This is a genomic window from Ideonella paludis (assembly GCF_018069865.1).
Classification (GTDB): domain Bacteria; phylum Pseudomonadota; class Gammaproteobacteria; order Burkholderiales; family Burkholderiaceae_C; genus Ideonella; species Ideonella paludis.
Map to the genome: position 1 here is coordinate 1 of NZ_JAGQDG010000004.1, position 21000 is coordinate 21000.

Genomic DNA, 21000 nt, shown 5'->3' on the forward strand with positions numbered 1-21000 from the left:
CGCGGCGCGTTGCGCAGCGGCCGGTAGGCCACCTTCTCGATGGTGAAGTTCAGCAGCGAGCACACGATGATGGCCGCGACCGCCGAGATCAGCAGCAGCACCCAGCCCGGCCAGCCCGTGCCGGCCAGCGCCGTCACCACCGTCCACGACACCATGGCGCCCACCATCAGCACTTCGCCGTGCGCAAAGTTGATCAGGCTGATGATCCCGTACACCATCGTGTACCCCAACGCCACCAGGGCATACATGCTCCCCAGCACCAGGCCGTTGATGATCTGTTGTACGAATATGTCCATCTGAATCTCCTGATCTGAAGTCGCGGCGCATTGTAGGGACGAGGCCCCCCGCCGCTGCCACGGTGTTTTCCCCCCGGAAAGTACCCGGGACTAGGATTTGTCGGGGGCTTGGCCGCGCGCCTCGGCATTGAGGCGGCGCAACTCGGCGAGCTTGTCGCGGATGCGCAGCTCTAAGCCGCGTGGGACGGGCTCGTAGAAGCGCGGCTCGCCCAGGCCTTCTGGGAAGTAGTTGACGCCGGCCGCAAACGCGCCGGGCTCATCATGGGCATAACGGTAGGCCTGACCATAGCCCAAGCCCTTCATCAGCTTGGTGGGGGCATTGCGCAGGTGCAGGGGTACGGGCTGGCTGCCGCCTTCCCGCACCAGGCGTTGCACCGCCTTCCAAGCGACATAGACCGCATTCGACTTTGGCGCGACAGCCAGATAGACGACCGCCTGCGCCAGCGCCAGCTCGCCTTCGGGGCTGCCCAGGCGCTCGTAGGTCTCGGCGGCGTCCAGCGCCAGCCGCAGTGCACGCGGGTCGGCATTACCGATGTCCTCATTGGCCATGCGGATCAGGCGACGCGCCATATAGCGAGGGTCGGCACCGCCATCGAGCATGCGCGCAAACCAATACAGCGCAGCGTCAGGGTCGGAGCCCCGCACCGACTTGTGCAGGGCCGAGATGCTGTCATAGAAGTGATCGCCGCCTTTGTCGTAGCGGCGGAGTTGCTCACCCAGCGAGCGCTCCAGCGCCTCTTCGTCCAACTCAGTGACCTCACCCGCCTGGGCCACCAGATTTTCATAGGCATTGAGCAGGCGGCGGGCATCGCCATCCGCATAGCCGATGAGTCGCTCGGCCGCAGCCGCGCTGAGCGGTGGGGCTGCCAGCAAGGCTGCCGCTCTCTGCAACAGTTGCTCTTGCTCAGGGGGCTGCAGCGCTTTGAGCACATGCACCGTGGCCCGGGAGAGCAAGGCAGAGTTCACCTCGAAGGACGGGTTTTCGGTGGTGGCACCGATGAAGGTGAACAGGCCGGACTCGACATGCGGCAAAAACGCGTCTTGCTGGGCTTTGTTGAAGCGGTGCACCTCATCCACAAACACCACGGTGCGATGCCCGGCCTGCCTGGCCAATTCAGCTTGAACCACCGCGTCGCGGATGTCCTTGACCCCTGCCAGCACGGCCGAGAGCACGATGAAGCGGGCCTCCACCGCCCCCGCGACCAATCTTGCGAGCGTCGTTTTACCCACGCCCGGCGGGCCCCAGAGGATCATGGAGTGCACGCGCCCGCGCTCAAAGGCCACCCGCAGCGGCTTGCCTGGGCCCAGCAGATGGGACTGGCCGATGACCTCGTCCAGGTGAGCAGGACGCAGCCGCTCGGCCAGCGGGGCGTCTTCAGGCACAGGGTTTGGCCCATCAGCCTGCTCGAGTGGGGCGGGCTCGTGGTCAAAAAGCGCATCTTGCCGAGTCATGTCTGCATTGTCGCAGCCCAGGGAGTGCGAACCTGGGCGAGCCACAGTCGCGCAAATTGGCAAGCGCAGAACCCGCTTATCAAGCCTTGCAGCGCTTCAAGCTTCGCCAAACTGCGGGCATTACCTGATTCGCTCTTCTTCTTTGCCTTAGGAGCCCCCTGCCATGAGCGCTCAAGCCTCAACCCTGAAACCCGCCACCCCCAACGGTGCCGCGCTTGCTGGTGCGCCGCGTGAGTACTTGTCCTTCAAGCTCGGGGCGGAAGAGTACGGCATCGATATCTTGAAGGTGCAGGAGATTCGCGGCTACGAGCCGCCCACCCGCATTGCGAATGCACCGCACTTCATCAAGGGCGTGGTCAATCTGCGCGGCGTCATCGTGCCCATCGTAGACATGCGCCTGCGCTTTGGCCTGCCCGACGTCAAGTACGACAGCTTCACTGTGGTCATCATCTTGAACATTGCGCACCGCACCGTGGGCATGGTGGTGGATTCGGTGTCGGATGTGCTGGAGTTGCCTCCGGGCCACATCAAGCCAGCACCCGAGTTCAATGGCGCTATCGACGCCACCTACATCACGGGCCTGGGCACCATCAAACACGGCGATGATGAGCGCATGCTCATCTTGATGGACATCGAACAAATGATGACCGCCGCCGACATGGGCTTGATGGACACCGATACCTTTGTTCACTGAAAGCTCCGCCATGACGCTTCGCCTCCTCCTGCTGGCCACAGCCACTGCCCTGACCTGCTCGTCCGCCTTGGCGGGTCGGCCCATGGCGACGGAAGACGCCGGTGTCTTGGAGGCCAGCGCTTGCGAGTTGGAGAGCTTCATCGGCGCCAACCGGCCCAGCGGCGGCCCCACGGAGCGCGTGCTGTCGGTGCAAATCGGGTGTGGCGTGGGTGCTCAAAGCCAGTTTGCCGTGGCCTTGGCCCGAGCGAGTGCTGAGGGTGACTCTGTACGCAGCATGACCCTGCTAGGCAAAACTGCGCTGACCCCGAATACCGAAGACACAGCACCCCAGTTCACGCTGGCCTGGGCCTTGAGTGCCGACTCCGCGCGTGGCGGCATGAAGCACGAAGGCAGTGCGCTCAACGCAGTAATGAGTTGGCCCTTGCATGAGAAGGTCAGCCTGCATTTCAACGTGGGCTGGAACCACTCCGCGAGCGACAAGCAAAGCACCACCAGTTGGGCCGGCGGCGTCGAGCACCATGTGCGGGACGACTTGGACCTGACGGCTGAAACCTTTGGCAATGACCGCGAAGCCTCACCCTGGGTTCAGGTGGGATTGCGCTGGGCGGTGAAACCCGAGAAGTTCTACATCGACACCAGCTACGGGGTTCAGACCGGCGGCGAGCGCAGCAAAGCCGTGACGCTGGGGCTGCGCTGGGCTTTCTGACCGGCCCTGATCAAGGCTCCGTCACATCCACGCCTGCTGGCACGGTGAACTTGAAGGTCTCAGGCGCCGGTGGCGTTTGCGAGGCGATTGCATTGAATTTCAGCAAGGATCGCTGACCAAAGCTGTCGGCGATCTCCAGCGCCGCCAAGGTCGTCCCCTTGAAGCCCACGCGCAACCACTGCAGTTGCCCTTCGGATTGCTTGGGCGTGGCCAGCACCCACTGCAGTCCATCGCGGTCGGGCTCGGCCTTCAGCTCAAAATCTTTCTCAATGCCCTGCCCCGCCAACACGGCCGCTGGCGTGGCGCCCAAGGCGTCGCCCATTTTGCGCACCGTCACCTGGGCCAAATCGACGTCGTAGAACCAGACCTTTTGGCCGTCGCCCACAATGGTCTGTGCATAGGGCTTTTGGTAGACGAATCGAAAGCGATTCGGCCGCGAAAACTCAAACGTGCCCGTCGACGTTTTCTTCTTGATGCCGTCGGGCGCCGTCACTGTTTGGGTGAAGTCCGCGCGGCCAAACTTGGTGTCGCGAACAAAGCCGCGCAATTGATCTAAGGCGTCCGCGTGGGCCAGGCCCGGCAGGGCCGCGGCCGCCAGCGCCGCGCGCAGCGCCCAGGTTTTGAGTGTGTGCACAGTGATCTCGTTCAGCGAGCCCAGGGGCTCATCGTCATCATTCTTCACGCTTGGGCAGGAGGATCTCTCGGCTGCCGTTGGTGGACATGGAGGATATGAGCCCGGATTGCTCCATTTGTTCCAGCAAACGGGCGGCTCGGTTGTATCCGATGCGTAAATGTCGCTGCACCAAGGAGATGGAGGCCTTGCGGTGCTGCAGCACGATGGCCACGGCCTGGTCGTACATCGGGTCAGACTCGGCGTCTCCGCCGCCCTCAGTGCCCCCTTCACCGCCCTCACCGTCCAGCGTGCCGCCCTCCAAAATGCCCTCGATGTAATTGGGCTCGCCCTGAGACTTGAGCTGTTCCACCACGCGATGGACTTCCTCGTCGGAGACAAAGGCGCCATGAACGCGAATGGGCAGCCCCGTGCCTGAGGGCATGTAGAGCATGTCGCCCATGCCCAGCAAGGCCTCAGCACCCATTTGATCAAGGATGGTGCGGCTGTCGATCTTGCTGCTGACTTGGAAGCTCAGGCGTGTAGGAATGTTGGCCTTGATCAGACCCGTGATCACGTCAACACTGGGCCGCTGGGTGGCCAAGATCAGGTGAATGCCTGCGGCCCGAGCCTTCTGGGCCAAGCGCGCAATCAGCTCTTCAATGCGCTTGCCCACCACCATCATCAAGTCAGCCAATTCGTCAATGACGATGACGATGAAGGGCAGCCGCTCCAGGGGCTCGGGCGCCTCCGGCGTCAGGCTGAAGGGGTTGGGCACCAGCTCGCCTCGGGCGGTGGCGTCGTCAATCTTCTTGTTGAAGCCCGCCAGGTTACGCACGCCGTGCTTGCTCATCAGCTTGTAGCGGCGCTCCATCTCACCCACGGCCCAGTTCAAGGCGTTGCCGGCCTGCTTCATGTCGGTGACCACCGGGCACAGCAGGTGCGGGATGCCCTCGTAGACGCTCATTTCGAGCATCTTGGGGTCGATCAGGATCAGGCGCACATCACGCGCCTCGGCCTTGTAGAGCAGGCTCAGGATCATGCCGTTGATGCCCACCGACTTGCCCGAGCCGGTGGTGCCCGCCACCAAGCAGTGCGGCATCTTGGCCAAGTCCGCCACGACAGGCAGGCCCACAATGTCTTTGCCCAAACCCATGGTCAACAAAGACGGCGCTTTGTTGTAGATCTCGGAGCCCAGCACCTCCGACAGACGAATGGTCTGGCGCTTGGCATTGGGCAACTCCAAGGCCATCAGGTTCTTGCCGGGAATGGTCTCGACCACCCGGATAGACACCAGCGACAAGGAGCGCGCCAAGTCCTTGGCCAGGTTGACGATCTGCGAGCCCTTCACGCCGGTGGCGGGCTCAATCTCGTAGCGTGTGATCACAGGCCCCGGCTGGGCCGCCACCACGCGCACACTGACCCCGAAGTCCGAGAGCTTCTTCTCGATCAAGCGGCTCGTCATCTCCAGCGACTCTGGCGTGACGGTCTCGACATGCGGGGGCGCTTTGTCCAGCAGATCGACTTGGGGCAGCTTGGTGTTGATCAGTTCATTAAACAGCGGCGCTTGGCGCTCGCGGATGACCCGCTTGGACTCTGGCACCACCATGACGGGGGGCTCGATGACGATGGGCGCATGCTCAATGTGCTCAACCCGCTCCTCTTCAACCTCCACTTCCCGCTCACGCAGTGCGACTTCGCCCATGCGCACGTCCTCGGCCTTCTCGCGCAGCTCAATGCGTTTGTCGCGCACACCCAGCACCCAGCCGCCCAAGGCGTCCGCCACGGTGGCCCACGAGAAGCCCAAGGCCATGGGCAAGGCCGTGGCCAACAGCGCAATCCACAGCACGCCCGAGCCGGTGAAGCCCAGCCACTGCATCGACAGTGGCCCCAAGGTGTACCCCAGCGCGCCGCCCGCATGACCGGGCAGCCTAGCTTCCAGGCCGTAGAGGCGCGTCCATTCCAGTGCAGAGCTGGCCACGATCAGCAGCGCAAAGCCCACCCATCGGCGCCAACGCGGCGGGCGATTGAGCAAAGGCAATGTGGGGTCACGCACCGCGTCTGCCAGGGCCGCCAGCCACAGTCGCACGCCAGCCACCACCATCCACCACGCCGAAAAGCCCAGGGCCACCAAGGCTGCATCGGCCATCCAGGCCCCGCTGGCACCCATCCAGTTGCGCAAGGGCTCACCCGTGCCCGACGTGGAAAAGCCAGGGTCGTTGGGGTGGCGACTGGCCAGCGCCAGCGCAAAGGCCAAGCCAAACACACCCCAGACCAGCAAACGGAAACGGGCCCGCAACGCCCCTGTGGTGGGGCCGGGCCCGGCTTCACTGCGGCGGCGCGCCGCAGCCGTGTCTATACGCATTCAATCCTCCCTGGGCCAGACGCAGAGCGATCTGCGCGCCCCGGGCGGGGGAGCCGCATCACTCCGGCAGGCGATTCTTCAACAGGACAGAGCCATTTTCCAGCGTTTCAATCACGCCGCGCTCTTCCAGATCCTTCATCACACGGCTGACCATCTCGCGCGAGGCGCCCACGATCTTGGCCATGTCTTGGCGCGAGACCTTGCTGCGCACCACCTGATCGCCATCGACTTCTTCGGACATGTCGAGCAAAGCCCGAGCCACCCGGCCATAGACATCCAACAGCGCGAGGGACTCAATTTGACGGTCAGCACTGCGCAAGCGCGTCACCAAGCCTCGCATGATCGCGTACGACAGGCTGGAATTCTCAGGCAAGCAACGTGCAAACTCTTGGCGACCCAAGATCAACATGTCACATTGAACCTCGCAGCGCACCGTCGCGGAATGCGATTGATTGTCAATGAGACTCATCTCACCGACGTAATCACCGGCTTCCAAGACCGCCAAAATGACCTCGCGACCGCGGGAGTCAGCCGTCAGCACACGCGCCCGACCGTTGAGCAAAATGAAAAGCGCATTGCTCTTCTTGCCCTGTTCCACCACCAGTTCGCCGCGACGATAGCGACGCTTCACCACACCATCAGCCACCGCGCGGGCTTGATCGTTGGTCAGCATCGAGAACAGCGGCACCCGGCGAATCAGGTCCAGGTTAGACAGCATCGACATCAATGACCCCCTCAAAGAGCTCGTTTCCCAAACAGCCGCCAGCAACGCGGCTACCCAATCCTTAGAATACGGAGACATTGTGGCTCAGCTTGAGCCCTTCCCTGATCCGTATCACCACCCAGCGAGTCAGTTTGATACAGGAAGCTGCTTTCAGCGGCCTCTTGCTCACATTAACGCGCATTACTCTCAAATCCATGACGACCACGACACACGCTCAGGTTCTGATCCTTGGCTCCGGCCCTGCGGGCTACTCCGCCGCGATCTACGCGGCTCGTGCCAACCTCAAGCCCTTGCTGGTCACCGGCATGGCCCAGGGTGGACAACTGATGACCACCACGGAAGTCGACAACTGGCCGGCTGACGTGATGGGCGTGCAAGGCCCCGAGCTGATGCAGCGATTCCAACAACATGCCGAGCGATTCCAGACTCAGATCGTGTTCGATCACATCAACACTGTGGATTTCGGCACGCGGCCGTTCAAGTTAAAGGGTGATAGTGGTGAATACACCTGCGACAGCCTGATCATCGCCACCGGCGCCTCGGCCAAATACCTCGGTTTACCCTCTGAACAGGCCTTCGCAGGCCGCGGCGTAAGCGCTTGTGCCACTTGCGACGGTTTTTTCTACCGTGGCGAGGAAGTTTGCGTCGTCGGCGGCGGCAATACGGCGGTCGAAGAGGCGCTTTACCTCTCGAATATCGCGAACAAAGTGCATTTGGTGCACCGCCGTGACAAATTCCGCGCAGAAGCCATCATGATCGACAAGCTGATGGACAAAGTTGCGGCCGGCAAGATCGAGTTGCACCTGCACCAAACCCTGGACGAAGTGCTGGGAGACCAAAGCGGTGTGACCGGCGTGCGTCTGCGCAGCACCTCCGGCGACAGCACCAAGGAGCTGACCCTGAAAGGCTGCTTCATCGCGATTGGTCACTCGCCCAACACGCAAATTTTTGAAGGTCACCTGGAGTTGAAGGATGGCTATCTGGTGACACGCGGTGGCCAAAACGGCTTTGCCACCATGACCAGCGTGCCCGGCGTGTTTGCCGCAGGCGACGTGCAGGATCACATTTATCGCCAGGCCATTACCTCGGCGGGCACGGGCTGCATGGCCGCGCTGGACGCTCAACGCTTCCTGGAACAAGGCGCTCATTGACCAGAAGGCCCGGGGGCCGGTGTCACCCGGCTCTCAGCACAGGAGACGCAGCCCGCTGGCAGGCCGCCTAAAACGTGGCTATAATCGCGGGTTTTCTTGTGCAGGCAATCAGGGCTTCAAGCCTTTCTAGCGGTTCGCTAGTCGGTTTTCAGGCTCTCGACATTTCAAGCAAGATAGGGTTACCGCCACCCTTTTGGCGAGGTGAGGCCCAGTGGCTGACAGGTGAGCAAAGCGCTCAAAAACCAGTCAAGTGCTAGGCTGTAGACAAGTATCGGAGTGTCCTCATGGCACGCGTCTGCGCAGTTACGGGCAAGAAGCCCATGGTCGGGAACAATGTTTCCCACGCCAACAACAAAACCAAGCGCCGGTTCCTCCCGAACCTGCAATACCGTCGTTTCTGGGTCGAGAGCGAGAACCGTTGGGTTCGTCTGCGCATCAGCAACGCAGCTTTGCGTCTGATCGACAAGAAGGGCATCGACGCCGTTCTGGCCGACCTGCGTGCTCGCGGTCAAGCCTAATCACTGAACCAGGAGCAATACCATGGCATCCAAAGGCGGCCGCGAGAAGATCAAGCTGGAGTCCACTGCGGGCACCGGTCACTTCTACACCACGAACAAGAACAAGAAGACCACGCCCCAAAAGCTGGAATTCATGAAGTTCGACCCCAAGGCACGTAAGCACGTGCTGTACAAGGAAATCAAGCTGAAGTAATTCGGCGCTTCCTCATCAAAAAGCCCGCTTCACCGCGGGCTTTTTGCTTTCCGTGGGACTTGTTGACTGGAGTGGTGCGCAGACTGCGAACAGGGTGTAGCTGACACGGGAGAACAGCGGGCTTGCCGCCGCTCGTGTCCTCCGTCCGGTGCCTGACGGCACCGGCCTCCCCCTTTACCTCGCTATGGCGAGCCCACTGCTCTCCCGCGTCCATCGACGACGGATGCTCATCGAGGGTTGAGCGAACACGCAGCCCTCCTCACGAGACCCGGGCTGCACCGAAACGCGCAACGCAACGAATTGCGGCAGGGTGCTGGGGCGTGATGTAGCGAAGTTAAGGAGGAGCCCAAGCGGAGCTTGGGCGGGGGACTGAACTCGGACACAAACAGTCCTGAGGACTGTTTGTGCCTAGTGAAGGCCAGTGACGCTGCCGCTGGCATGAGCGGAATCACGCCCCAGCGACCTGTCGCATAGCACCCACGCCTTGAAATTGAATCCGGATTGCCCAACAGGTCTAGGCGCGGAAGTCAGTGCGACAACTTAGGCCCGCGCCGCACGCAACTGCAGCGAGAACTCACGCAGCGCCGCAATGCCGCTGTCCTCAGCACGCTTGCACCAGTCTTGGAGGTCGGCCACCAACTGCTCGGCGGAAACATTGGTGCGCGTCCAGAGTTGGCGCAGCTCTTCGCGCATGGCCACCAACTTTTGCAGCGATGGTGCATGCGCCATGGCGCTCTCTAACGCAGCACGCACATTGGCGGGGATCTTCTCGGCATCACGGTGCAGCCAACGCTCAGCCACCCGCAAGTCACTCCAGGCTTTGCCAGCGGTGCTGCCCTGCGCCTTCAAGCGCGCGACCTCACCAGCGCAAGCGCGGCGCAACTCCTTGGCGTAGTTGGCCATCACCTCGTAGCGATTGGCAATGATGGCCTCCAGCGTACGAGCGTCGGCCACGGCCTTCAACTCGCCCAAGATCAGCTGCGGCGGTGTCTTGCGCGCCTTGGCCAAGCCCACCATCTCCATGCCCCGGATGTACATCCAGCCGATGTCGAACTCGAAAGGCTTGACCGAGAACTTGGCCGAGGTCGGATAGGTGTGATGGTTGTTATGCAACTCTTCACCGCCGATCAAGATGCCCCAAGGCGAGACATTGGTGGAGGCATCCGGTGCCTCGAAATTGCGATAGCCGTAATAGTGACCGATGCCGTTGATGATGCCGGTGGCCATCACAGGGATCCAAGCCATTTGCACCGCCCAGACCGTCAAGCCGATGGCGCCGAACAGGGTCAGGTTGATGATCATCATCAGCGCCACACCCTGCCATGAGAAGCGGGTATAGAGGTTGCGCTCAATCCAATCATTGGGCGTGTTGTGGCCGTACTTGGCCAGAGTCTCAGGGATCTTGGCTTCGGCGCGGTACAACTCCACGCCGGTCAGCAACAGCGCCTTCAAACCACGGGTTTGCGGGCTGTGCGGGTCTTCGGGTGTTTCGCACTTGGCGTGGTGCTTGCGGTGAACGGCCACAAACTCCTTGGTCACCATGCCCGTGGTCAGCCACAACCAAAAACGGAAGAAGTGGGAGGGAATCGCATGGAGGTCCACCGCCCGGTGCGCCTGCGCGCGGTGCAAGAAGATGGTGACCGAACAAATGGTCAGATGGGTCATCACCAGCGTCACCGCCAGCACCGTCCAGCCACTGGCACTCAAGACGCCATGGGCACCCCAGTGGACCAATGCGTCGATCACGGTTTGGAAATCAATCATGTAGCAACCCCGCGCCTGGAACGCCCAAGCCGATGGTGAATTGTAGGGGGGGCTCTCCTGACGGTGAGCCCCGCAAAAGCCCGACCTATCGCCGGCTTCTGCAATGCTTGCGGCAGCTCAAAACGCTCAGTCTTTGCGCTGCCAAGCGGCGGCGAAGAAGCCGTCGGTGGCATGGCGGTGTGGCCACAGGCGCAAGTAGCCTTGGCTGTCCAGGGCTTCAGCCCCCTGCACTTGGGCAGAGGTCAAGGCGGCAGCGGCCGGCAAAAACTCAAACCCTGGGTTCGCTTCGCTGAAGGCTTGGGCAATGGCTTCGTTTTCGCGGCTCAGCAAGCTGCAGGTGGCGTACACCAAACGACCGCCGGGCTTCACCAAACGGGCCGCACTGGCCAAGATGGCCGTTTGTTTGGCCTGCAACTCCTCCAGCGCCTTGGGCGACTGACGCCACTTCAGGTCAGGGTTGCGACGCAAAGTCCCCAGACCTGAGCAAGGCGCATCCACGAGCACACGGTCGATCTTGCCGCTCAAGCGCTTGATGCGCTCGTCGCGCTCGTGGGCGATCTGGGCCGGATAAACGTTGGAGAGACCACTGCGCGCCAAGCGCGGCTTCATGCCTTCCAAGCGATAGCCCGACACATCAAATGCATAGAGCCGGCCGGTGTTGCGCATCAGTGCGCCCAGTGCCAGCGTCTTGCCACCGGCGCCAGCGCAAAAATCCACCACCATTTCGCTGCGCTTGGGGGCCAACAAAGCCGCCAGCAGTTGGCTGCCTTCGTCTTGCACTTCCACATCGCCGCGAATGAAAAGCGGCAGCTTCTGCAGCGCGGGCTTACCGGCAATGCGCAGGCCCCAGGGTGAATAGGGGGTCAACTCCGCCTGAATGCCAGCCTCAGCCAGCTCAGCTTGGATGTCTTCGCGCTTGGCCTTGAGGGTGTTGACCCGCAGATCCAGCCCGGCCGTGTTATCCATGGCCGCAACCAAGGGCCAAAAATCCTCGCCCACTTCGTTGCGCAGGGCTTGGGCCAGCCAGTCGGGCAGGTTGTGACGCAGCTTTTCAGGCAGGCCTGAGCGGTCAATGGCGTTGACCTGCTCCAGCCATTGCTGCTCATTGGGCCCCAAGGCCCGACGCATGAAGCTGTCGGTGCCCTGCCAAGCCAAGATGGCTAAGCGACGCTCCAGAGCACCACTGCCACTTTGGGCCAGATGGGCGAGCACCAAGCGCTGGCGCAGCAGGGTGTAGGCGGTTTCCGCCAGGGCATGGCGCTCACGCGGGCCCAGTTGGCGATGTTGGCGAAGAAAACCGGAAACGATGGTGTCGGCCGGGGCGTCGAGGCGGAGGACGAGGCGCACCAGTTCGGTGGCCATATCCAGCAGGGCGTTGGGATGCATCGCCCGATTATCCCCGGTCTCTCACAACATCAGGCTTTGGGGCTCGCCATCCAATTGCCGCACACGGCAACCCTGCACCTGCAGGCGTCCCTCTAAGAACCAGCGCACAGCTTGGGGGTAGATGCGGTGTTCGCCCACCAGGACCCGAGCAGCCAAGCTGTCTTCATCGTCATTCGGCAGCACGGGCACCACTGCTTGAGCGACGATGGGGCCGTGGTCCAGATCGGCCGTCACAAAATGCACCGTGGCCCCGGCCACCACACAACCCGCCTCAATGGCTTTGCGGTGCGTGTGCAGGCCCGGAAAGGCCGGCAGCAACGAGGGGTGGATGTTGAGCAGGCGCCCTTGGTAATGCTCGACAAAGCCCGCCGTCAAGATGCGCATGAAGCCGGCCAGCACCACCAAGTCCGGCGCATGCTGATCGATCGCTTGAGCCAGGGCCTCGTCAAAGCCCTCTCGGCTGCTGAAGGACTTGTGATCGATAGCCGCGGTGGCAATGCCCCGCTGCGCCGCCCAGGCCAAGCCGCTGGCGTCTGCCTTGTTGCTGAGCACGGCCACCACCTCAGCGCCCCAGGCTTCTTGCGCGCAGCGCTCGACGATGGCCTGCATATTGCTGCCGCGACCGGAAATGAGGATGACGATGCGCTTGTTCACAGAGGGAGCGAGAGAGGACTCAAGGGGCGCCAGTGTAAGGGGCGTGGGCACAGGCTGGGGTGGTGCGGGCGGCGCATGGGAGAATTCAAAGCTCTAAAGCCCCACCCTCTTTCCTCATGCGCGAACGCGTTCTCTCTGGCATGCGCCCCACCGGCGCCCTGCACTTGGGCCACTACCATGGTGCCCTCAAGAACTGGGTTCAGCTGCAGCACCAGTACGATTGCTTTTTCGTGGTGGCCGATTGGCATGCCCTGACCACGGCCGACAACCGCAGCGCGCACCTGGAGCACCATGTGTACGACATGGTGGTGGACTGGCTGGCCGCGGGCGTCGACCCCGACAAAGCCACGTTGTTCATTCAAAGCCGCTTGCCAGAACACGCCGAACTGTTCACCTTGTTGGCGATGAGCACGCCCTTGTCCTGGCTGGAGCGCACACCCGCCTATAAAGACCGGCTCTCACAGGCCCCCGATGCGGAGTCCACCAGCTATGGCTTCTTGGGCTATCCCTTGCTGCAGGCCGCTGACATTCTGGTGTATCGCGCAGGCTGGGTGCCGGTGGGCGAAGATCAAGCACCCCACGTGGAGCTGACACGCGAGGTCGCGCGCCGCTTCAACCATCTCTATGGCAAAGACGGCCACAGCGCGCCGCTGGTGGAGCCTCAATTGCTACTGACCGACACGGCCCGCTTGCCCGGCCTGGACGGCCAGAAGATGAGCAAGAGCTTGGGCAACAGCATCGCCATGCGCGACGACCCCGAGGCCGTGCGCGATAAGGTTCGCCGCATGCCCACCGACCCGCAACGTGTGCACCGCAGCGACGCGGGCGAGCCTGAGCGCTGCCCGGTCTGGCCCTTGCATCAGCTCTACACCCCTGCGGACGAGCGCGAGGCGCTGGCCCAAGGCTGCCGCAGTGCGGGCATAGGCTGCCTGGATTGCAAGCAACCCTTGATTGAGGCCATCGTGCGCGAGCAAGCACCCTGGCGCGAACGCGCCCAAGCCGTGCTGGACAACCCCCGCCAAGTGCACTGGATGGTGGAGCTGGGCTGCGAGCGTGCCCGCACCGTGGCGCGACAAACCCTCAAAGAAGTGCGTGACGTCATGGGCCTGAGTTACGGCTGATGATGAACCGCCTCAGCGCCCCCTGGCTGATGCTAGGTGCTTCTTTCCTGTTTGCCACCATGGGCGTGTGCGTCAAGCTGGCCTCGGCCCATTACAGCACCGGTGAGATCGTGTTCTACCGAGGCCTGGTGGGTTTGCTCTTCATTGGGGGACTGACGCGTTGGCGAGGCGGCGAGCTGCGCACCCCTGTCCCTGCGATGCACCTGTGGCGCAGCATCTCGGGCGTCGCGGCGCTGAGCCTGTGGTTTTACGCCATCGGCACCTTGCCCTTGCCCACGGCCATCACGCTGAACTACATGTCGTCCATCTGGATGGCCTTGTTCTTGATCGGTGGCGCCATCATGCTGGGGGCCGCCAAAGTGGATGGCCGTTTGGTCTTGACCGTGCTGGTGGGCTTTGCGGGCGTGGCCTTGGTGTTGCAGCCCACGCTGGAACCCCAGCAGTTCAAAGGCGCCATGGCCGGCTTGTTCTCGGGCATGCTCTCAGCCTTGGCCTACCTGCAAGTCACGGCGCTGGGCCGCGCGGGTGAGCCCGAGTACCGGGTGGTATTTTACTTTTCGATGGGCAGCATGTCAGTGGGCTTGGTGCTGGCCCTGGCGGGCGGGCTGCATGGCCACACCTGGGCCGGTGCAGGCTTGCTGCTGGCCACGGGACTCTTGGCGACCAGCGCACAAATCTTGATGACTCGCGCCTACGCCATTGGCCGCACCCTCAGCAATGCCAGCCTGCAGTACATGGGCATTGCGTTTTCATTTGTCTATGGCACGCTGCTGTTTGACGACAAGATCAACGCCCTGAGCCTGATCGGCATCGTGTTGATCGTGGCCGCAGGACTTGCGGCGACCCTGCTGCGCCAGCAAGCCAGCCCCCATGCCAAAGACCTCACCAAAGACTCCACCTTGGAAGCCTGAGCATGACTGAAGCCCTCTCCCCGCCCATCTCCCCGCTGATCTCCGCCACAGCCTTGCAAGCGCGCCTGCAAGGCCAGCACGCACCCTTGCTGCTGGACTGCAGTTGCGACCTGATGGACCCTGCCGCCGGCCTCAGGCAGTTCGAGGCCGGCCACGTGCCCGGCGCGATCTATGCCCATCTGGACCACGACCTCAGTGCACCCAAGTCTGCGCTGGGGCCCCGCGAAGGTGGGCGCCATCCCCTGCCCAGCCGCGAAGCCTTTGCCCAGCGCGTGGCGCAATGGGGCCTGACGCCAGCGCGCGATGTGGTGGTGATGGACAACCAAGGCGGCATGTATGCGGCCCGCGCGTGGTGGATGCTGCATTGGCTGGGCCACTCTCGCGTGCAAGTGCTGGACGGTGGCGTGCCCGCCTGGCGCTCAGCGGGGTTTGCGCTGGAGAGCGGCGCGGGCTCCACGCCACAAGCGGCCAAGTCGCCGTATCCCTTGGGGCAAACTGTGCCCACGCTGGATGCGGCCACCTTGCAGCGCGAGTTGCATCGCTGGCAGGTGCTCGACGCCCGCGCCCCTGAGCGCTTCCGAGGTGATGTGGAGCCCCTGGACAGCCAAGCGGGCCACATCCCTGGCGCCTTGAATCGTTTTTTCAAGGACAACCTGGGCGCGAACGCTTGCTTCTTGCCTGCCCACGTCTTGCGGGCTCAGTTTGAGCAATGGGGCGTGCCGCCAGAGCGCCTGGTGCACCAGTGCGGCTCCGGGGTCACGGCCTGCCACAACATCTTGGCCATGGCGGTGGCGGGCTTTGGCATCACCCGCCTCTACCCGGGCTCCTGGAGCGAGTGGTCGGCCGACCCTGGCCGCCCTGTGGCCAAGGGTTGATCTTGCTCAAGCGCTTGACCCAAGGCGGGCCGAGGCCAGCGCTGGCTTGACCCTGATCAAGACCTGACACCGCGCTTGCAGCACACTGGGTCACCGGCCGCAGTGACGGCCTTTGACCCGAAAGGAGCGCCCCATGGTTCGCCACATTCTTGTCCCCACAGACGGCTCTGAGATCACCGCCAAGGCGGTTCAAGCAGCCATTGATTTGGCACGCCCTCTGGGGGCCACGCTGACCACCATCAGCGTCAAGGAGCCTTTCCCTTACAGCGCCATCTCAGAGATGCAACCGGTGCCGCCCCAGGAGTTTTTTGATGCCCAGGAGCGGATTGCCTCGGCGCGCGTCAAGGAGGTCGTCAAGACGGCCGAAGCCGCTGGTTTGGCTTGTGCGGCCTACACCGTTGAAGCGTCTCACCCTTGGGAAGCCATCGTTGAGCAAGCCAAGGCCCACCAATGTGATCTGATCGTCATGGCCTCGCATGGCCGACGTGGCGTCAGCGCTTTGCTGCTGGGCAGCGAGACCCAAAAGGTACTGACCCACTGCAGCATTCCGGTGCTTGTGATCAAGTGAGCCCAGCGGCTGCGGTGACACCACTGCAGCCCTGCCCATTCAGTGGCTGTGCATCAAGGCCTTGGCCAGCATCACCACCCCCAAGCCCACAGCGATCCAAGCGACCTGTTCGGCCATCTCCCGCCAAGGCAGGCGCCGCTGCATCTGAGGGATCAGGTCCGCCACAGCCACATAGATGAAGCTACTGGACGCCACGACCAGGAGATACGGAAAGATCTCCTCCATGGCGCCCACCACAAAGTAGCCCACCACGCCGCCGGCCACAGCAGCCAGGCCTGACAAGGCGTTGTAGAGCAAGGCTTTGCGTCTGCTAAACCCTGCGTTAATCAGCACGATGGTGTCGCCCACCTCCTGCGGAATCTCATGCAGGATCACAGCCAAGGCTGTGGTGATGCCGAGCTGGGGGCTGGCCAAGAACGCTGCGGCAATGATGACGCCGTCGCAGAAGTTGTGGATGCTGTCGCCAACCAGAACGCTGTAACCACCGCGTCCGGCTTGGTCTTCATCAAAGTGGTGATGGTGATCGTGGCCATCGCCCTCGTGATGATGGGCATGGCGATACAGCTCTGCCTTCTCCAACAAAAAGAAAAACAGCAAGCCGCCCAGCAGAGTCGCGAACAGGCTGTGTGGCTCAACCTTGCTTTCAAAGGCCTCAGGCAGCACATGCAGCAGCGACGTGGCCAGCAACACACCGGCCGAAAGGCTCACCAAGTGCTTCACCACGCGGCCCAGCACATGCACGGTGAGCGACGCCGCCACCACCACCGACAGCACGCCGCCAACCAGGGTAGCCAAGACAATGTAGAACAGGGTCATGAACTTTGCTTAGACAAAACAAAACCGCGCCCCAAATGGGGCGCGGGCTGGGGCAGCCGCGACAGCTCAGGCCACACCGTTGGCCTTGAACCAAGCCACACAGCGCTTCCAGCCATCCTGCGCTGCTTCCGCCCTGAAGCTGGGCCGGTAATCAGCATGGAAAGCATGCGGCGCATCTGGGTACACCACAAACTCGCTGCGCTTGGCGGCCGCAGAGCCCGTCGCCAGCGCTGATTTCATCTTATCAACCGTGTCAAGCGGAATGCCGGTGTCTTTTTCACCATAAAGCCCCAGCACCGGCGCCTTCAGCTCTGTGGCCACATCCACAGGGTGGCGCGGCTGCAAGGCAGAGTTCACCCCCACCAAGCGGCCATACCAAGCCACACCCGCCTTCACACCAGGGTTGTGAGCGCTGTACAACCAAGTGATGCGCCCGCCCCAGCAAAAGCCGGTGATCGCCAGCTTGGAGGTGTCGGCGCCCTGCGTTTTGGCCCAGGCCACGGTGGCGTCCAGATCCGTCATCACCTGGGCGTCAGGCACTTTGGAGATGACCTCGCTCATCAGCTTGGCAATCTCGGCGTAAGCACTGGCATCCCCCTGGCGCACGAACAATTCGGGCGCAATCGCGCAATAGCCCGCGTGGGCGAAACGCCGTGCCACATCGGCAATGTGCTCATGAACGCCAAAGATCTCGCTGATCACCAAGACCACCGGCGCGTTCGACTTCCCTTTGGGCTGCGCTCGGTAAGCGGGCATCTTGAAATCACCCACGGGGATGCTGACCTCACCGGCCTCCAGGCCCTCATGCGAGGTCTTGACGACGGTTTGAGCCTGAATGGGCTGGACCGCCAGCGCGAAACCAGACCCCACCGCCCCGGCGACGAAACCGCGTCGCGACAGGTCTTGGCCGGATAACAACGCTGCGCCGTCTTTCATCAAACTAGGCTCCTGCATGGGTGATCTCCTCAGAGGTTGAGTAAAAGGGGGTGGGTACGTGGATTCTCCATGAGTCCCGCCAATCTTGCTGGCGGCCCGCCCATCAGCCCACTCAGCGCGCATTCAATCGGCTGTGGGGTGCGGTGCTGCCCCTTGCCTTCAGTCACCGCCCCCGCCACCACACCCGCCGCCACCGCAGCCGCCACCATCAGCACTGCCCCCATCGCCGGAGGAGGAACCATGCCCAGCGCCGCCCTCAGAAGCGCCGTCCCCAAAGCCCGCGGTGCCGCCGTCGTAAGACGAACTCGCGAACTCGCCGCCGCAATAGGCGATTGGACCCATATCTCCGCCATCGTCCGTGCGCCGCACGCCCTGGCAATCAGGCACATATCGAAACCCGCCAGGGATGTTGAGCTTGGCGTCCAAGGCGAACAGGAGAGGTAGCCGGGTCGGCTGATGCGGGTTGATGTTCTCGTCCTTACAGGCATACCACCAACACCGCCGCAAACCCTCGTTCTGTTGCCGCTGGCCACCGGCCAACACCACGGCTGGGGTGTGGTGCAAGAAAGCCCCAAAGGCTTGGCGGCAAAACACCTCATAGTTGCGTGTATGGAGGATGAACTCGTGCCACAGGTCATCCACCACCTCGCTGGGCATGGAGACAAAGCGCCGCCCGCTGAGCAAGTGCGCCAGAAAGAACTGGCGCAAACCATGAGCGACTAACTGGCAATCCTTGATGCTCAGGTGGGGGTGCTTGGACCTGAGCTTCTCAAACAAGCCCTTGGGAAACTCAAAGTGGCGAATGAAGGCTTCGCGCTGGAGCCTGCGGTAGCGAGGCACAAACACCAGCGCGCCCACGACCGCGACTGCCGTCAACACCATGAAAAGAATGTGCATCTCAAGGGGCCATCATGTACAAGACTGCAGCGAGCGCCAGCGACCGCCACTTGACCCTCAAGGAGCCTTGGCCCATTGTGGCGGATCGCGCCGCACACGCGCCCGCCAGGCTGAGGCGCCCAGGCTTTTAGAATCCCCCTTTTGCCCAGCCCAGCCTCACGGCCCGCGCCCCATGACCCGCAAGCTCTTCGTCACCACCGCCCTGCCCTATGCCAACGCGCCCTTCCACATCGGGCACATGATGGAATACATCCAGGCAGACATCTGGGTGCGGCAGCAGCGCATGAAGGGGCACGAGGTGCACTTTGTCTGCGCGGACGACGCCCATGGCGCGCCGATCATGATTGCCGCCGAGAAGGCGGGCAAGACGCCGCAGGCCTTTGTCGCCGAAGTGGCGGCAGGCCGCGCCCAGTACCTGAACGGTTTTCACATCGCCTTTGACAACTGGCACTCGACCGACGGGCCAGAAAACCATGAACTGGCGCAAGACATTTATCGGGCGCTGCGCAAGAACGAGCTGATCAGCGTCAAAACCATTGAGCAGTTCTTCGACCCGGAGAAGGGCATGTTCCTGCCCGATCGCTTCATCAAGGGCGAGTGCCCCAAGTGCGGCGCGCAAGACCAATACGGCGACAACTGCGACGTGTGTGGCGCGGTCTATGCCCCCACCGACCTGAAAAAGCCCTACTCCGCCCTCTCCGGCGCGACCCCGGTGCTCAAGACCTCGGACCACTATTTCTTCAAGCTCTCGGACCCGCGCTGCCTGGCGTTTTTGGAAGGCTGGACCCAAACCCCAGGGCGCTTGCAGCCCGAGGTGCTGAACAAAATCAAAGAGTGGTTCACCAAGGACGAAGAGGGCAACGGCGGCCTGGGCGATTGGGACATCTCGCGCGATGCGCCCTATTTCGGCATTGAGATTCCAGACGCTCCGGGCAAGTATTTCTATGTCTGGCTGGACGCCCCCATCGGCTATCTGGCCTCGCTGAAAAACTATTTCGCCAAGACCGGCCGGGACTATGACGCCTTCTTTGCCGACCCGACTGTGGAACAGGTGCACTTCATTGGCAAGGACATCACCTACTTCCACACCTTGTTCTGGCCCGCCATGCTGCATTTCAGCGGCCGCAAGACGCCCGACAAAGTGAATGTGCACGGCTTCATCACCGTCAACGGCGGTGAGAAGATGAGCAAGAGCCGCGGCACCGGCATCAGCCCGCTCAAATACCTGGAGCTGGGCCTGCACCCGGAGTGGCTGCGCTACTACATTGCCGCCAAACTCAACGCACGAGTCGAGGACATCGACTTCAACCCCGAAGACTTTGTCGCCCGCGTCAACAGCGACTTGGTGGGCAAGTACATCAACATTGCCAGCCGCGCCGCCGGCTTTTTGGCCAAGCGCTTTGAGGGCCGCCTAAGCGCCGATTTAGGCGTGGAAGGCCGCAGCCTGCTGGACACCCTGCGGGCGCACCGCCCCACCGTCGAGCAGCTCTATGAAGAGCGCGAGTTCGGCAAAGCCCTGCGCGAGGTCATGGCGCTGGCCGACAAGGTCAACGAGTATGTGGACGCCCACAAACCTTGGGAACTGGCCAAGTCGGAAGATAGCCGCGCCGCCCTGCACGATGTCTGCAGCACCTGCATTGAGGCCTTCCGTGTGCTGACCATCTATCTGAAGCCCGTGCTGCCTGCGCTGGCCACGGCGGTCGAGGCCTTCCTCAAGGTGGAGCCCTTGGTGTTTGCGGACGCTGAGCGCGCCTTGGGCGCCCACACCATTGGCGCTTATCAGCACCTGATGCAGCGCGTGGATGTGAAGCTGCTGGATGCCCTGCTGGAGCCGCCCGCACCGCCCCAAGTCATCCCTGGTGGCGAAGACCTGGCGCCCGAAATCAAGATCGACGATTTCACCAAGGTGGACCTGCGCATCGCCAAAATCGTCAAGGCCGAGCATGTGGAGGGCTCCGACAATCTGCTGCGCCTGAGCTTAGACGTGGGCGAAGGCCGCCTGCGCAATGTCTTCAGCGGCATCAAGAGCGCTTACAAGCCTGAAGATCTGGAAGGCAAGCTCACGGTGATGGTGGCCAACCTGGCGCCCCGCAAGATGAAGTTCGGCATCAGTGAAGGCATGGTGCTCGCCGCCAGCCACGCCGACGAAAAGGCCAATCCCGGCATCTTTGTGCTGGAGCCCTTCCCGGGGGCGCAGCCTGGGATGCGGGTGCGATGAGCGGCACCGATCAACGAGCCTAGACGCAGTTCGCCCCCCTGAAGCTGCAATTCATCGCACACCAGTTCACGGCTAGACGGAGCTTTGTAAGACTAACGCCCATTACTTCACCACCGTAGTGGTTGGGCTGAGGTCCTTACTCAAC

At 62.5% G+C, this 21000-nt stretch carries 21 protein-coding genes; 10 read left to right on the plus strand and 11 right to left on the minus strand.

Features of this window, described 5'->3' with window-relative positions:
• Both KAK11_RS10425 and KAK11_RS10430 read right to left on the minus strand, forming a co-directional pair.
• Positions 1 to 296: ABC transporter permease subunit (locus KAK11_RS10425; protein ID WP_445666943.1), on the minus strand; the 296-nt coding region annotated here is incomplete at its 3' end.
• Between the two features lie 90 nt (positions 297 to 386).
• Positions 387 to 1748: a replication-associated recombination protein A gene (locus tag KAK11_RS10430; protein ID WP_210809015.1), complete on the minus strand. Its 1362-nt coding sequence runs from the start codon at positions 1746 to 1748 to the stop codon at positions 387 to 389.
• 163 nt (positions 1749 to 1911) lie between these two features.
• On the opposite strand from KAK11_RS10430, the gene KAK11_RS10435 reads away from it, so the two are divergent.
• Both KAK11_RS10435 and KAK11_RS10440 read left to right on the plus strand, forming a co-directional pair.
• Positions 1912 to 2442, plus strand: a complete 531-nt coding sequence (locus KAK11_RS10435; protein ID WP_210809016.1) for a chemotaxis protein CheW — start codon at positions 1912 to 1914, stop codon at positions 2440 to 2442.
• Positions 2443 to 2452: 10 nt separating this feature from the next.
• A complete protein-coding gene (locus KAK11_RS10440) occupies positions 2453 to 3148 on the plus strand; it encodes a PA4824 family protein (RefSeq protein ID WP_210809018.1) in 696 nt (231 codons plus the stop codon).
• 10 nt (positions 3149 to 3158) lie between these two features.
• On the opposite strand, the gene lolA is transcribed toward KAK11_RS10440, so the two are convergent.
• From lolA to KAK11_RS10455, 3 genes are read right to left on the minus strand one after another with little or no spacing between them, the layout of a single operon-like run.
• Positions 3159 to 3782: an outer membrane lipoprotein periplasmic chaperone LolA gene (lolA, locus tag KAK11_RS10445; RefSeq protein WP_375140682.1), complete on the minus strand. Its 624-nt coding sequence runs from the start codon at positions 3780 to 3782 to the stop codon at positions 3159 to 3161.
• 37 nt (positions 3783 to 3819) lie between these two features.
• Positions 3820 to 6123 (minus strand): DNA translocase FtsK, encoded by a 2304-nt coding sequence (locus tag KAK11_RS10450; protein WP_210809020.1) that lies wholly within the window; start codon positions 6121 to 6123, stop codon positions 3820 to 3822.
• A gap of 58 nt (positions 6124 to 6181) precedes the next feature.
• Entirely contained in the window at positions 6182 to 6847 is a 666-nt protein-coding gene (locus KAK11_RS10455) for a Crp/Fnr family transcriptional regulator (RefSeq protein ID WP_210809022.1), read from the minus strand.
• Positions 6848 to 7041: 194 nt separating this feature from the next.
• Here KAK11_RS10455 and trxB point away from each other — a divergent pair, with 194 nt between their 5' ends.
• From trxB to rpmG, 3 genes are all read left to right on the plus strand, one after another.
• A complete protein-coding gene (trxB, locus tag KAK11_RS10460; RefSeq protein WP_210809024.1) occupies positions 7042 to 7998 on the plus strand; it encodes a thioredoxin-disulfide reductase in 957 nt (318 codons plus the stop codon).
• 284 nt (positions 7999 to 8282) lie between these two features.
• The gene (gene rpmB, locus KAK11_RS10465) at positions 8283 to 8516 is read left to right on the plus strand and encodes a 50S ribosomal protein L28 (protein ID WP_210809026.1); all 234 of its coding nucleotides are present in this window, start codon (positions 8283 to 8285) and stop codon (positions 8514 to 8516) included.
• A 22-nt stretch (positions 8517 to 8538) separates the two neighbouring features.
• Positions 8539 to 8709 (plus strand): 50S ribosomal protein L33, encoded by a 171-nt coding sequence (gene rpmG / locus KAK11_RS10470; protein ID WP_141286813.1) that lies wholly within the window; start codon positions 8539 to 8541, stop codon positions 8707 to 8709.
• A gap of 540 nt (positions 8710 to 9249) precedes the next feature.
• On the opposite strand, the gene KAK11_RS10475 is transcribed toward rpmG, so the two are convergent.
• From KAK11_RS10475 to purN, 3 genes are all read right to left on the minus strand, one after another.
• A complete protein-coding gene (locus KAK11_RS10475) occupies positions 9250 to 10473 on the minus strand; it encodes a DesA family fatty acid desaturase (protein WP_210809028.1) in 1224 nt (407 codons plus the stop codon).
• Between the two features lie 126 nt (positions 10474 to 10599).
• Positions 10600 to 11859, minus strand: coding sequence for an RsmB/NOP family class I SAM-dependent RNA methyltransferase (locus KAK11_RS10480; RefSeq protein ID WP_210809030.1), 1260 nt, complete (start codon positions 11857 to 11859; stop codon positions 10600 to 10602).
• Positions 11860 to 11880: 21 nt separating this feature from the next.
• Positions 11881 to 12513, minus strand: coding sequence for a phosphoribosylglycinamide formyltransferase (gene purN, locus KAK11_RS10485; protein ID WP_310737784.1), 633 nt, complete (start codon positions 12511 to 12513; stop codon positions 11881 to 11883).
• A gap of 116 nt (positions 12514 to 12629) precedes the next feature.
• On the opposite strand from purN, the gene trpS reads away from it, so the two are divergent.
• The 4 genes from trpS to KAK11_RS10505 all read left to right on the plus strand — a co-directional run bounded on the left by trpS (position 12630) and on the right by KAK11_RS10505 (position 15988).
• A complete protein-coding gene (trpS, locus tag KAK11_RS10490) occupies positions 12630 to 13634 on the plus strand; it encodes a tryptophan--tRNA ligase (protein ID WP_210809032.1) in 1005 nt (334 codons plus the stop codon).
• The gene (locus KAK11_RS10495) at positions 13634 to 14545 is read left to right on the plus strand and encodes a DMT family transporter (protein WP_246498809.1); all 912 of its coding nucleotides are present in this window, start codon (positions 13634 to 13636) and stop codon (positions 14543 to 14545) included. Before trpS ends, KAK11_RS10495 begins: the two co-directional genes overlap by 1 nt.
• 2 nt (positions 14546 to 14547) lie before the next feature.
• On the plus strand, positions 14548 to 15420 hold the full coding sequence (locus KAK11_RS10500; protein ID WP_210809034.1) for a sulfurtransferase: 873 nt from the start codon (positions 14548 to 14550) through the stop codon (positions 15418 to 15420).
• 133 nt (positions 15421 to 15553) lie between these two features.
• Positions 15554 to 15988, plus strand: a complete 435-nt coding sequence (locus KAK11_RS10505) for a universal stress protein (protein WP_210809036.1) — start codon at positions 15554 to 15556, stop codon at positions 15986 to 15988.
• A gap of 39 nt (positions 15989 to 16027) precedes the next feature.
• Here the strand turns inward: KAK11_RS10505 and KAK11_RS10510 are convergent, their stop codons facing one another.
• The 3 genes from KAK11_RS10510 to KAK11_RS10520 form a co-directional block, all read right to left on the minus strand.
• Complete coding sequence (locus tag KAK11_RS10510; RefSeq protein WP_210809038.1) at positions 16028 to 16804, minus strand: ZIP family metal transporter; 777 nt, start codon at positions 16802 to 16804, stop codon at positions 16028 to 16030.
• A gap of 66 nt (positions 16805 to 16870) precedes the next feature.
• The gene (locus KAK11_RS10515) at positions 16871 to 17758 is read right to left on the minus strand and encodes a dienelactone hydrolase family protein (protein ID WP_210809040.1); all 888 of its coding nucleotides are present in this window, start codon (positions 17756 to 17758) and stop codon (positions 16871 to 16873) included.
• A gap of 141 nt (positions 17759 to 17899) precedes the next feature.
• Entirely contained in the window at positions 17900 to 18637 is a 738-nt protein-coding gene (locus KAK11_RS10520; RefSeq protein ID WP_246498812.1) for a glycine-rich domain-containing protein, read from the minus strand.
• A 172-nt stretch (positions 18638 to 18809) separates the two neighbouring features.
• Between KAK11_RS10520 and metG the strand changes: the two genes are divergently transcribed.
• Positions 18810 to 20855 (plus strand): methionine--tRNA ligase, encoded by a 2046-nt coding sequence (gene metG, locus KAK11_RS10525; RefSeq protein WP_210809042.1) that lies wholly within the window; start codon positions 18810 to 18812, stop codon positions 20853 to 20855.
• Positions 20856 to 21000: the final 145 nt, after the last annotated feature.